At 30.5% G+C, this 13883-nt stretch carries 12 protein-coding genes and 1 pseudogene; all 13 read left to right on the forward strand.

The window, feature by feature from the left end; genetic code table 11:
• The first annotated feature begins 62 nt into the window (after window positions 1–62).
• Entirely contained in the window at window positions 63–518 is a 456-nt protein-coding gene (locus LJD34_RS13935) for a hypothetical protein (RefSeq protein ID WP_227360186.1), read from the forward strand.
• A 28-nt stretch (window positions 519–546) separates the two neighbouring features.
• Window positions 547–1446, forward strand: coding sequence for a hypothetical protein (locus LJD34_RS13940; RefSeq protein WP_227360187.1), 900 nt, complete (start codon window positions 547–549; stop codon window positions 1444–1446).
• A gap of 64 nt (window positions 1447–1510) precedes the next feature.
• Entirely contained in the window at window positions 1511–1783 is a 273-nt protein-coding gene (locus LJD34_RS13945) for a GNAT family N-acetyltransferase (RefSeq protein ID WP_032090440.1), read from the forward strand.
• Between the two features lie 126 nt (window positions 1784–1909).
• Entirely contained in the window at window positions 1910–2089 is a 180-nt protein-coding gene (gene rpsU / locus LJD34_RS13950; protein ID WP_022002829.1) for a 30S ribosomal protein S21, read from the forward strand.
• A gap of 120 nt (window positions 2090–2209) precedes the next feature.
• Window positions 2210–3472, forward strand: a complete 1263-nt coding sequence (locus LJD34_RS13955) for a dihydroorotase (RefSeq protein WP_227360188.1) — start codon at window positions 2210–2212, stop codon at window positions 3470–3472.
• A gap of 9 nt (window positions 3473–3481) precedes the next feature.
• Window positions 3482–4234 carry a dihydroorotate dehydrogenase electron transfer subunit gene (locus tag LJD34_RS13960; RefSeq protein WP_032090438.1) on the forward strand — a complete coding sequence of 251 codons (753 nt, stop codon included), beginning with the start codon at window positions 3482–3484 and terminating at the stop codon, window positions 4232–4234.
• The gene (locus tag LJD34_RS13965) at window positions 4227–5141 is read left to right on the forward strand and encodes a dihydroorotate dehydrogenase (RefSeq protein ID WP_227360189.1); all 915 of its coding nucleotides are present in this window, start codon (window positions 4227–4229) and stop codon (window positions 5139–5141) included. The genes LJD34_RS13960 and LJD34_RS13965 overlap by 8 nt, the downstream gene beginning before the upstream one ends.
• Before the next feature lie 73 nt (window positions 5142–5214).
• Window positions 5215–7365, forward strand: coding sequence for an ATP-dependent helicase (locus tag LJD34_RS13970; RefSeq protein WP_227360190.1), 2151 nt, complete (start codon window positions 5215–5217; stop codon window positions 7363–7365).
• A gap of 70 nt (window positions 7366–7435) precedes the next feature.
• Window positions 7436–9430, forward strand: coding sequence for an NAD-dependent DNA ligase LigA (gene ligA, locus LJD34_RS13975; protein ID WP_227360191.1), 1995 nt, complete (start codon window positions 7436–7438; stop codon window positions 9428–9430).
• A 36-nt stretch (window positions 9431–9466) separates the two neighbouring features.
• The gene (locus LJD34_RS13980) at window positions 9467–10513 is read left to right on the forward strand and encodes a CamS family sex pheromone protein (protein WP_227360192.1); all 1047 of its coding nucleotides are present in this window, start codon (window positions 9467–9469) and stop codon (window positions 10511–10513) included.
• Between the two features lie 41 nt (window positions 10514–10554).
• The gene (locus LJD34_RS13985; RefSeq protein ID WP_119363627.1) at window positions 10555–11283 is read left to right on the forward strand and encodes a hypothetical protein; all 729 of its coding nucleotides are present in this window, start codon (window positions 10555–10557) and stop codon (window positions 11281–11283) included.
• A gap of 31 nt (window positions 11284–11314) precedes the next feature.
• The gene (gene rlmD, locus LJD34_RS13990; RefSeq protein ID WP_227360193.1) at window positions 11315–12673 is read left to right on the forward strand and encodes a 23S rRNA (uracil(1939)-C(5))-methyltransferase RlmD; all 1359 of its coding nucleotides are present in this window, start codon (window positions 11315–11317) and stop codon (window positions 12671–12673) included.
• Window positions 12674–12916: 243 nt separating this feature from the next.
• Window positions 12917–13883, forward strand: a pseudogene (locus LJD34_RS13995) (SrtB-anchored collagen-binding adhesin); the annotation flags it as partial.

A 13883-nucleotide genomic window follows, 5' to 3' on the forward strand; every position in this document is an offset into this window, starting at 1 on the left:
GAATGTATATTGTTTATGACTACTTAGATGGGTCAATTACAATATACCAGGAAGATTAATTAATGAACTCAATTTTAATTAAACCACATCATTTTATTGATATTATTAAATTATATGGATCTGGGATAGATAGATTTGTTCCTGATGAAAAAATGGGACATGATTTTTATAAGGTTGCTAATGAAATTATTGATAATCCATCTGTTGATTTAAAATTAACAATTGATGGAGATGACATTTGTAAACCTTGTAAAAAATATCATGAACAATGTATAGATCCATTAACACATATACAAGGATATACAAGTAAAGATGTTTATAATAAAACTTTAGATAAAAGAATTATAAAATTATATAACTTAAATGATGATTATTATACGGCAAAACAATTATGCTCTATAATTCAAAATAATAAAGAATATATCTTTGAAGTCTGGGATGAAGAAGATAATGAAGTAACAAAAAAAAGATATGAATTGTTTTTACAAGGGGCTCATAAATTTTTAGATAACATTTAAAGAATAAATATAGGAAGAGGTGATAGATTTGTCAAAAAGGGAAAAAGCTTATTTTCATTTACCGGGATTATTTGAGTTTTATGAATTGTATAAAGTCTTTCTACCTTTATTTTATCATCATCGTGAATATTTTTATGATTGGTGTGAAATAGGTTCTATTTATGGAAGTCCTGAAGATTGTTTATGGGGTGGAGGACGTCTTGGTGAAGGAAATCAAAATCCTTATGAAGTTCTTTCACTTATGAATCAATATCATATTTCTTCGCGACTTACTTTCAGTAATTCATTACTTCAAGAAAAACATCTTCAAGATAAAAGATGTAATGATCTTTGTGCTTTATTTGAAAAAAGTGAGGTTCAAAGTGGGATTATCATTCATTCTGATTTGTTACTAGAATATTTAAAAAAACAATATCCACGTTTTTATTTTGTTTCTTCAACAACGAAAGTTCTTACAAAATTTGAACAATTAGTAGATGAGTTAAAGAAAGATGACTTTTTATATGTTGTCCCTGATTTTCGTTTAAATAAAGTTCAACAATTAGAAAATCTTTTACAAAAAGATATGGATAAAGTTGAATTTTTATGTAATGAATGTTGTTTTATAGGCTGCCTTGAACGAAAGAAATGTTATGAAACGGTTAGCCGTCAAAATCTTGGAGAAGATTGTTTAGATCATGTATGCAAAGCTCCGAATTCTCATGAGGGGTATCGTTTTTCTAAAGCTATGCAAAATTCGAGTTTTATCAGTGTTGAAGATATTCAAAATAATTATCTACCAAAAGGCTTTTCTCAATTTAAAATAGAAGGTAGAAGTTTAGGGAGTGCTTTAGTGTTAGAATTTTTACTTTATTATATGGTAAAACCTGAATATCAAATACATGTAAGAGAAGCTATTTATTTAGATAATATGTTAGATTTGTTTTAAAAAATAAGAAGGATAAAACATGTAAAGTGTATAAATTATTAAAGAAAAAAAAAGGAGAACATATATGAAAATAGAATATAAAGAAGGTCTTATTGTTTTAAAAGATCAGGATGAAGAAGTCGGTTATATTAAATATGTTAGAAAAGAAGAAAATGTGATTGATGTTATTTCAACAGTTGTTCATGAAAAATATCAAGGTCAAGGAATGGCAGGAAAGCTTTTTGATGCTTTGATGGACTATGCAAAAGACAATTCTATGAAAATAATTCCATCTTGTAGCTATATTGAAAAGAAGCTTATGAAACTACCTAATTCGTGTGACTTTTTGCATAAATAGGGCAAAAAAGTATATTATACGCAAAAAATTAATATTTATGCGTAAAAATAACAATATTTTCTTGCAATTAGGAAAGATTCTCTATATAATACTTTTGTAAATTAAGAGTCAAAGGGGGGAATCATCATGGCAAAAACTGTAGTAAGAGAAAACGAATCTTTAGATGACGCTTTACGTCGTTTTAAAAGACAAGTATCTAGAACAGGTACCCTTGCTGAAGCTCGTAAAAGAGAATTCTATGTTAAACCAGGATTAAAAAGAAAATTAAAATCTGAAGCAGCAAGAAAAAATAATAAAAAAAGATAATAAAAATACAGCCTTCTTGGCTGTTTTTTTATGCCGTTTTTTCATTGAAAAAATAAGTATCATTTAGTATACTTTATATGATAAAAATAAAGATGTTTTTAATCGAAAAAGGGAGAAACTATGAAAACTGTATTAAAAAATGGAAATGTTTTTTACCAAAATAAAATTCAAAAATTAGATGTAGAAATTGATGGTGAAACAATTAGTCAAATAGGTCATGATTTAGATGGTGAAAATATAATTGATTGTACAGATCTTTTAGTAACACTAGGTTTTGTTGATCTTCATGTTCATTTACGTGAACCAGGATTTGAACATAAAGGAACTATTAAAACAGAAACTTTATCTGCTAAATATGGAGGATATACGCATATTGTAGCGATGGCTAATACAAATCCATGTATGGATGATAAAGAAACTATTGAAGATTTTATTCAAAGAGTTCAAAAAGATAGCTCTATTCATACATATACTTATAGTGCTATTACGAAAGATTTAAAAGGACAAGAGCTTGTTGATTTTAAAGAAAATAATGCTTTTGATATTGTACAAGGATTTTCTGATGATGGAAAAGGTGTTCAAAGTAAAGAAATGATGGCAAAAGCCATGAAAGAAGCAAAAGCAATCAATAGTATTATTGTTGCTCATTGTGAAGATGAAGGAGAACTTGAAAAAGGAGCATGTATTAACTTAGGACGTGTTTCTAAAGAAAATGGTCTTGTAGGAATCAATAATGCTTCAGAATATAATCATGCTTTACGTGATTTACAATTATCTAAAGAAATTGGTAATCGTTATCATATTTGTCATATTTCTACTAAAGAAACTGTGGCAGGATTAAGAGAGTATCGAAAACAAGGACTTCCTGTTTCAGGAGAAGCTTGTCCACATCATTTGATTTTAACAGATGAAAATATTAAAAACTTAAATCCAAATTATAAAATGAATCCACCACTTCGAAGTAAAGAAGATTTAGATGCTTTAATTAAAGGACTTAAAGATGGAACAGTGACATGTATCTCAACAGATCATGCACCTCATAGTGATGAAGAAAAATTAAAACCAATTGATCAAGCACCATTTGGTATTATTGGTAATCAACATGCTTTTAGTCTTGTTTATACATATTTAGTTAAGAAGAATTTGTTAGATTTAGAAACTGTTTTAAAATGTATGACAGTCAATCCAAGTCAAGTAATTGGATTGGATCATGATATGGCTGTTGGTAAAAAAGCTAATATTGCTATCATTGATTTAAATGAAGAATATACGATTACGAGAGATAATATTTATTCAAAAGCAAAAAACACACCATTTTTAGATACAAAATGTTTTGGTTTAGTGAAGTATCATATTTTAGATGGAAAAATAGAAAAATTATAGGAGGAATTTATGAACTATCAAGGGTTAATGGAAATTACAAAAATTGAAAACATTGCAGATGATGTTTATGAAATGACTTTAAAAGGAGAAGGGGCTAAATATATTAGTCAACCAGGTCAATTCATTAATATTAAGATTAATGAAAGTTTACAACCTTATCTTAGAAGACCAATGTCTATTTCTGATTATGATGAAAATACAATTGTGATTGTTTTTAAAGTTGTTGGTCAAGGAACAGAAATTTTAAAGAATAAACAAATTGGAGATCAATTGGATTGTTTAATTGGTTTAGGAAATGGTTTTACTGTTCAAGAAGGAAAAGCTTTACTTATTGGTGGAGGACTTGGAACACCACCTCTTTATAACTTAGGTAAAAAATTAAAAGAAAAAGGTGTAGAAGTCACAACTGTTTTAGGATTTTCTTCTAAAAAAGATGTTTTCTATATTGATAAATTCCAAGAATTTGGAGATGTATTAATTGCGACAATGGATGGTTCTTTAGGTGTTAAAGGAACAGTTATTGATGTTATTAAAAAAGCTAATTTAACATTTGATCATTATTATACATGTGGACCTGAACCAATGTTAGATGCGCTTGCTTTAAATTATCCAGAAAACGGACAACTTTCTTTTGAAGCAAGAATGGGATGTGGTTTTGGAGCTTGTATGGGATGTTCATGTAAAGTGAAAACAAAACCTTATAAACGTATTTGTGTAGAAGGACCAATTTTATTAAGTGAGGAGGTTATTGTAAATGGTTAATTTAAAAGTTAAACTTCCAGGTTTAGAAATGAAAAATCCAGTGATTCCAGCATCAGGAACTTTTGGATTTGGATATGAATTTACAAGATTTTATGATATTAATGTTTTAGGAAGTATCATGATCAAAGGAACAACGCTTGAACCGCGTTATGGAAATCCTTTACCACGTATTGCGGAAGGGCCAAGTGGAATGCTTAATGCAATTGGACTCCAAAATCCCGGTGTTGATGCGGTCATGTCTCATGAGCTAGAAGAACTTCGTAAATGTTATAATGATAAAGTCATCGCTAATATTGGTGGAAGCTGTATTGATGACTATGTTGAAACCGCAAAACGTATTTCAACACATGATATGGTAGGAGCGTTAGAACTTAATATTTCTTGTCCAAATGTTCATAGTGGAGGTATTCAATTTGGGACAAATCCACAAATGGCTGCGGATGTTACACGTAAAGTAAAAGCCGTTTCTCAAAAAACGGTTTATGTTAAACTTTCTCCTAATGTAACAGATATCGTTGAAATGGCAAAGGCTGTAGAAGAAGCTGGAGCTGATGGAATTACAATGATCAATACTTTAGTAGGTATGCGTTTTAATATCAAAACTGGAAAACCGATTATCGCTAATGGAACAGGTGGTTATTCAGGACCAGCTATTTTCCCAGTAGCTTTACGTATGGTTCATCAAGTAAGTAAAGCTGTTAAGATTCCAGTAATTGGTATGGGTGGTATTTCAAGTGCCCATGATGTTATTGAAATGATGGTTGCAGGCGCAAGCGCTGTGGCGATTGGTTGTCAAAACCTTGTTGATCCATATGCTTGTTATAAAATTATTCAAGATTTACCAAAGGAACTTGAAAAGCTTGGTGTTGAAGATATTAATGATATTGTTGGATTATCACATCAATAAAAAGAGAAATGAAAGATTTCTCTTTTTCTATCATTATCCATGTAATATAATAAGATAAATAGGGGTGAAATAAATGGATTTAGATACATTGTTAAATAAAAATCAAAAAGAAGCAGCAACGTATTTAGATAGTCACTTAAGAATTATTGCGGGGGCAGGTTCTGGAAAAACAAGAGTCGTGACTTATCGTATTGCACATTTAATACAGGATGTAGGAATTGATCCTCGTTCTATTTTGGCAATTACTTTTACCAATAAAGCTGCTAACGAGATGAAAGAAAGAGTGAATGAAGTTGTAGGTATTCATGGAAGTGGAACACTTATTTGTACGATTCATTCTTTATGTGTGAGATTTTTAAGACAACATATTAATGTTTTAAATTATCCAAGTAATTTTACAATTATGGATGAAGAAGATCAAAAAGCACTTATTAAAAAGCTTTATACACAATTAGAAATAGATGCAAAAGTTATTTCTATTAAAAGCATGATCAATACAATTTCTTCATATAAAACAGCGAGAGTTTCTCCACAAAGAGCTATTGAATTAGCTGGACAATTTTCAGGAGAACTCAAAAAAGCAAAAGTCTATGAAGCCTATGAAAACTATAAAGAAGATCATTTCTTATTAGATTTTGATGATTTATTATTAAAAGCAGTTTATATTTTGGATAATTATCCAGATATATTAGAAAAATGGCAAAGAAAATTCCAATATATTCATGTAGATGAATTCCAAGATGTAGGTGAAATTGAATATCATTTAGTTCAATTATTATCAAAATATGCCATTGTTTGTGTCGTTGGAGATCCTGATCAAACAATTTATAGCTTTAGAGGAGCAGATGTTCATTTTATTTTAGATTTTGATAAAGATTTCAAACCTAATAAAACAATTATTCTTGATCAAAACTATCGTTCAACTGGAAATATATTAAAAGTATCAAATAATTTAATTCGTAAAAATAGTCAACGTTTAGAAAAGAATCTTTTTACAAAGCAAACAGGTGGAGAAGATGTAATTCACCATGTTGCTAAAAGTGAAGAAGAGGAAGCTAATTGGATTGCTAATAAAATCGAAGATATTGTAAATAATCAAGATGGGGTTAATTATCGTGATATTGCAATTTTATATCGTGCAAACTATTTATCACGTACGATTGAACAAGTATTGATTCGTAAAGGAATTGATTATCGTATTTTTGGGGGATTAAAATTCTTTAATCGTAAAGAAGTTAAAGATGCCTTAAGCTATTTAAGACTTGTTTGTAATCAAGAAGATTTAGCGTTTGAAAGAATTATTAATACACCAGCTAGAGGTATTGGTAAAAAAACATTAGAAAATATTCAATTAGTAGCACTTAATCATCAAATTTCACTTTATGATGCTTTAACGCTTCATAGTGATGAAATTAGACTTTCTAATAAATCAAAAAAAGAAGTGCGAATTTTAGTTGAAGCAATTGAAAAAGCAAGACGTTCAACTTTACCATTACATGAAATGTTTGAAAATTTAATGATTGATGTTGGTTATATTGAAATGCTCAAAAATGATTTAGAAGATAATCGTATTGATAATATTCATGAATTACAACGTTCAATTTATGATTTTCAAGTTTCTCATGAAGATGCACCAACATTAGAAAATTATTTACAAGATATTTCTTTATATACAGATAATGATGCAATTGATCAAGGTCAATATGTTTCTTTAATGTCTATTCATATGGCTAAAGGTCTAGAATTTGATTATGTCTTTGTTTTAGGCTTATCTGAAGGAATTTTCCCAAGCTTTAGAAGTTTAGCTGAAGATGGAGATGATGGTCTTGAAGAAGAAAGAAGACTCGCATATGTAGCCTTTACAAGAGCGAGAAAACAGCTTTTCTTAACAGATAGTGAAGGATTTAGTTTTGTAACAGATTCACCTAAAATTTCTAGTCGTTTCATTGATGAAGTAGGAAATGAAGGAATTATTCATAGCGGAAGTAAGCCTCGTTTTAAAACAACAGATTATGTACCTAAACAAACAGTGTCTAAAGCAGAATTGATTGGGGATAATAAGGTTGATGATTGGAAAGTTGGAGATCTTGTAAATCATGATATTTTTGGTAAGGGTGTTGTTGTTAAGGTCAATAAGAATATTTTAGATATTGCTTTTGAACTTCCAGCAGGACTTAAGTCTTTAATGGCCAATCATAAAGCATTAAAAAAACTTACAAATTAGAGAATTCTTTGAATTCTCTTTTTAGTATTATTTTGTTATAATAAAAAAGATTTTAAAAAGGAGTAAGAATATGGATGATTTAAAAAGATATGAAGAATTAGTAAAAACAATTGAATATCATAATGATCGTTATTATAACCAAGACGATCCAGAAATAAGTGATTATGAATATGATATGATGATGAAAGAACTTAAAAAACTAGAAAAGGATCATCCTGAATATGTCACACCAAGTTCGCCAACTCAACATGTTGGGGGAAGTGCTAAAAGAGAAGCCGGTGTTTTAGTTAGACATCGTGTCCCAATGCTTTCTTTACAAGATGTTTTTTCTAAAGAAGAAGTTCAAGAATTTGTGGAATCAATGCAAGAAACGTTGGTTGATCCAGTATTTGTGGTTGAATATAAAATTGATGGTTTATCAATGGCTTTAAGATATGAAAATGGTCTTTTAACAACGGCTATTACTCGTGGAGATGGAATCATTCAAGGAGAAGATGTAACCGTTAATGCTAAAGTAATCAAAGATGTTAAAAATAAATTAAAGGAACCTATTGAATATCTTGAAGTACGTGGTGAAGTTTATATGACAAATGAGGCCTTTGATAAAGTAAATGAAATTCAAGAGCTTAATAATAAAAAAACTTTCGCAAATCCTAGAAACTGTGCGGCAGGAACATTACGTCAATTAGATAGTCGTATTACAAAACAAAGAAATCTTTCTATGTTTATTTTTAATATTCAAGATATTCGAGGAAAAGAAATTACAAGTCATAGTCAAGGCTATGAATATTTAAAAATTCAAGGCATGAAGGTAATTGATAATTATCAAGTATGTCACAATTTTGAAGAAGTATGGAAAGCAATTGAAATGATTGGTGAAAGCAGAGATCAATTAGGCTATGATATTGATGGAGCAGTTGTTAAAATTGATAGCTATGCACAAAGACAACAATTAGGGCAAACAGCCAAAGTGCCTCGTTGGGCCGTGGCTTATAAATATCCACCAGAAGAAAAAGAAACAAAGCTTTTAGATATAGAACTTTCAGTTGGAAGAACAGGTAGAATTACACCAACAGCTATCTTTGAACCAGTCCGTTTATGTGGAACAACGGTTTCAAGAGCAACGCTTCATAATCAAGATTTTATTGATAGTTTAGATGTACGTCTTGGCGATACGATCATTGTTTATAAATCAGGAGAAATCATTCCTAAAGTTAAAGGTGTCAATAAAGATAAAAGACCTGCAGGAAGTGTTCCTTATCAAATAGGAAATACGTGTCCTGTATGTGGGGCACCAACGTATCAAGAAGAGGGGACAGTTGATATTAAATGTTCTAATCCTACATGTCCAAGTAAACTAGTTAGAAATGTTGTTAATTTTGTAGGAAGAGATGCCATGGATATTAAAGGTTTTGGTTTATCGTATGTTGAAACTTTAATAGATCAAGGGTATATTCATGATGTCAGTGATATTTATATTTTAAAAGATAAAAGACAAGAACTTTTAGATAAAAAGGTAATTGGTCTTGTTAAAAGTACAGATAATTTATTAAATGCCATTGAAAAAAGTAAAGAAAATGATGCAACGAAGGTTTTAACTGCTTTAGGTATTTCAAATATTGGTAAATCGGCTGCAAAATCTTTAATGAAGAAATTTAAAACGATGGATCAATTGATGAATGCTTCTTATGAACAACTTGTTGAAGTCAATGATATTGGTGATACCAGTGCACAAATTTTAATTGATTATTTTAAAGATGAAAAGAATAAAGAAATCATTCATAAATTAGAGCACTATGGATTAAAGATGGAAATTGAAGATACTCAAAGTTCATCTATATTAGAAAATATGACTTTTGTTGTTACAGGAACACTTCCTACATTATCTAGAAAAGAAGCAGCTACTTTAATAGAAAATAATGGTGGTAAAGTTTCTGGATCCGTTTCTAAAAAGACAAACTATTTATTAGCAGGGGAAAATGCAGGTAGTAAGCTTACAAAAGCACAATCTTTAAATATTCCAGTTTTAACGGAAGAAATGTTTATGGAAATGATAAAATCATAATTTTATGCTATAATGTGCCAAAAAAGGAGGGTGCTCATGAAAAAACTATTTACAGTTATATTATGTTTACTTCTTTGTACAGGATGTACGTCAAAAACAAGTAAAAAAGAAACAAAAAGTAGCCAAGATACATCATCTACTGATTCTTTAGATGATTCATTTTATCCTATTGTTAATTTAGGAACGAATCTTGTAAGAGAAACTTTTTATCAAGATTTTTCTTCTTCTGAAGATTTTCAAACAATAGGAAGAGAATTACAAGCTTTATCGACAGATTATTTCTCTACTTCAGATTATTATATGTCTGAGGGTCTACAACTTGTTCAAAATGATAAAAATCAACTTTTAAAGAAAGAAAAATATTCTTTACAACCATTAAATGGAGAATTAGTTGATGGTCAAGAAATTAATAAGATGGTAGAAAATATTAGTGAACAAGATTATTATGAAAAAAGTGGAGATAAGTATACTTTAAAAGGGATGTCTATAGCGATTATTCTAGATCCAAAAGGTGGAACGAATGCAACTTTATCTGAAGGAAGTATAGACAGTTACGCAAAAGAAACGATTTCTAGATTATATAAGTACTTACAAACAAAAAAATCTGTGAAAGATATTCCTACATTGATTGCTGTTTATCGTCAAAATGACAGTGAAGAAAATAGTTATAATGGACGCTTTATTTATAGTAGTTATTGTCAAAATGGAAAAGTTGGAAATATTAATTCTTTAGATTATGCTACTTATATTTTTACAAGTGATGAAGCAAATAAAGCAGATGAAGCTCTATATTCACAATTTTCGGTTTTTAAAAACAATGTAAAAAATGCTTCAACTGAAGCTGTTGGTGTTGTAGGTTATGGGAAATATAAAGATGGTTCAATTCAAAGTTTAAAAATTCAAATTACTGCGAGTGTAAAAAGTTATACAGAACTTATTTATGTAGTAGAAACAGTTGCAGACCAAATGGATAATCATTTTTCTGGATTTGATAGTTATGCAGTGATTAATGATCAAGATGGATTGAAAGCTGTTGTGATTAAAAATGCTGGAAAGGATGCACAAAGTATATTGTTGTATTAATGATAGACATTTGATACAATGATAGAAGAGAAGGTGAAAGAATGGCAAGAGAAAGATTTTCTTTTGATGATACAATCGAATTTGATAAAGATGAATTAAAACCAAATAATGATATTCATGCAAATCATACAGGGAAATTTACATTTGATGATGAAGTAAAGGAGAAAAAGGTGGCTAAACCAAAAAAGAAAAAGAGAAAGCTTAAAATATGGCATGTTGTTTTAACTTTATTTGTTGTTGCAGTAGTTGCTTTTTTCCTTTATATTTTTGTTTTTTCAGGAAATAATAATGGACCTGTTTATGGAGAAAGATGTGTGAAATTATTATCTGTTGATAAAAATGCAATTACTCAAGTTGAATCACAAATAGAACAAGATGAAAATATTCAAGATGTTGCAATTAAAGTTGGTTGTCGTACAATTAAGCTTACTTATCAATTATCAGATAATATTCAAGTTGATACTGCTAAATCTTTAGTTGAAAATTCTTTGCATACTTTTGATGATGCAATGGGACAAAGTAAAGAAGATGGTGCTGCATGGTCACAACTTTTAAATAAAGCAAATGGACGTTTACAATATGATTTAGAAATTATTGTAAAATCTAATGGTGAAAGTGATTTCCCATTATTTGGAACAAAACATGCAGGTGTTGATGCAATTACCTATACAGGTCAAAATGTTAAAGACCAAGCATCAGCAGATAAAGCAATTCAAAGACAAGCAGAAGTCGATGCAGCAAATAAAGCTGCCGCAAATAATAATCAATAAACGAGCTCAGCTCGTTTTTTTGGAGGAAAAAATGAAGAAAAATGATTATTTTATAGGAGAATGTGTTGATCAATCTCATGATGGAAAAGGAATCGTTAAATATGAAGGATTTACTTATTTTGTAAATGGCATGATTACAGGGGAAGTTGGACAAATTAAATGTATTAAAATGTTAAAAAATTATGGGGTAGGACGTTTAATTGAATTACAAAAACCTTCACCTGAAAGAGTGAATCCTAAATGTCATATTTATCAAGGATGCGGTGGATGTCATTTAATGCATTTATCAAGTAAGGGACAACAAGAATTTAAAACAAAAAGAGTAAAGGATTGTATGGAAAGAATTGGACATTTAGAAGTTGATGTACAACCTTGTTTGATGCAAGAAGATCCTTGGTATTATCGAAATAAAGTTCAAATGCCTTTAGGTTATGATAAAAATGGTCAATTAGTAACAGGTTTTTATAAACAAAGAACAAACGATATTATTGCTTGTGATGAATGTCTTATTCAAAATAAAGAATCAAATGCAGTGATTCAAAGAGTGAAAGAACTCTTTGTAAAATATGATATTAAACCTTATGATAAAGTAACACATCGAGGAAATATTAAACATATTCTTACAAAAAAAGGCTATCGTAGTGAAGAATTTATGCTTTGTTTTATTACCTATCAAAAAACAATCAAGCATATTGATCAAATTGTAGAAATACTTATTAAAGAATTTCCACATATTAAAACCATTATTCAAAATATTAATGAAAGACATGATAATGTCATTTTAGGTGATGAAGAAAAGATACTGTATGGAAAAGGTTATATTTATGATACATTATTAGACAATCAATATAAAATTTCCTTAAAATCATTCTATCAAATCAATCCTATTCAAGTAGAAAAACTTTATCAAACAGCGATTGATTTAGCTCATATAAATCAAGATTCTGTTGTTTTAGATGCCTATTGTGGAATTGGAACCATTACCCTTTCACTTGCAAAGCATGTAAAGAAAGTCTACGGGGTCGAAGTTGTTCCACAAGCCATTGAAGATGCTAAAAATAATGCTCTACTTAATAAAATAGATAACGCTGATTTTGTTTGTGATGATGCTGGAAAATACATGGTCGAACTTGTTAAGAAAAATACTCATTTAGATGTTGTTTTTGTTGATCCACCACGAAAAGGATGTTCAGAAGAATTCTTAGAACATTTATTACAGGCAAGTCCAAAAGAAATTATTTATATTTCATGTGATGTAGCCACTCAAGCAAGGGATGCTAAGTATTTAAATGAACACGGGTATACAATTACACATTGCCAACCAGTAGATATGTTCCCGCATACTTTCCATGTGGAGACTTGTGTGTTGCTACAAAGACGAACTATGTAGAAATCCTTAATTTTAGGCACTTTTTCAAGCATATCGTCTTTACGAGCGAGGGCGATAAAATCAGAAATAAAGAGATAAAAAACTATATCAATGTTTCGGTAGTAGTTGATATAGAGTGTGGGAACACAAACAATTAAATACTAAACTTTAGGGGTACTTGTTAAAAAAGTATCCCTTTTCAATGTAAGGCGTTCAGAAATGAGCGTCTATTTTTATACCCAAAATGAAAGGAGCATTAGATTTATGAAAAAGATGTTAAAACGATTGTGTACGGGCTTCTTAGCTCTTGCAACTGTCGTTACTGCTTTACCAACTACACCCGTTCATGCAGAAAGTAAGCAATACTGGACGGAAAGTGCAGAGCGTGTCGGTATCATTGAAAAAGTAATGAATGACGGGTCTATCGGTTCTACATTCAATGAGGGCTATATGAAAGTTGAGGGCGAAACTGCCTATTGTATTGACATCAATACAGATTTTAAGAACGGCTACAAGACCAGAGCTGACGCAAGCTCACGCATGAGTGCCGACCAGATTTCTGATGTGGCGTTATCCTTAGAGTATGTCAAACAATATGGCGAAGCTCACAAGGAACTAAACTACAAACAAGTTTATCTGTTGGAACAATGTGTTGTCTGGCAGAGATTGAGCGTACATCTTGGCTGGCAATGTGATAACGTGCGAGCTTCTTATGATGAAATTCCAAAGGCAACGCAGGACGAAGTTTTCTCTGGTGCGAAAGCCTTTGTCAAAGAAAATAAAGGACGCTATGAATGTGGCGGTTATATCTACTCTGGCGAGGGGCAGGAATTAGGACAATTCTGGGCGAAGCTGAATGTCGGAAATGCGAAATTGCAAAAGACTTCCAGTAATACCAGCATTACAGACGGTAACGGGAATTACTCAATCGCTGGTGCAACATACGGTGTCTTTTCTGATAAGGACTGCACGAAACAGCTTGCCACCCTTACGACTGATAAAAACGGAAATACGGACGTTGTAGAGGTAATTGCTGGCACAGTCTATATCAAGGAATTATCCGCACCAGCAGGATATAAAGTGGATAAAATTGTATATTCCTTAAAGGTTGAAGCTGGAAAGACAGCAACCTTGAAAGTATCAGATACAGCAAAAGTAACGGACACTTTGATTGAACTTTTCAAGATTGATATGGAAACACAGAAAGACAATCCGCAGGGAAACGCTTCTC

Origin of the sequence: Faecalibacillus sp. MSK20_93 (assembly GCF_020589945.1) — a bacterium.
In the GTDB taxonomy this organism is placed as follows: Bacteria; Bacillota_I; Bacilli_A; order Erysipelotrichales; family Coprobacillaceae; genus Faecalibacillus; species Faecalibacillus intestinalis.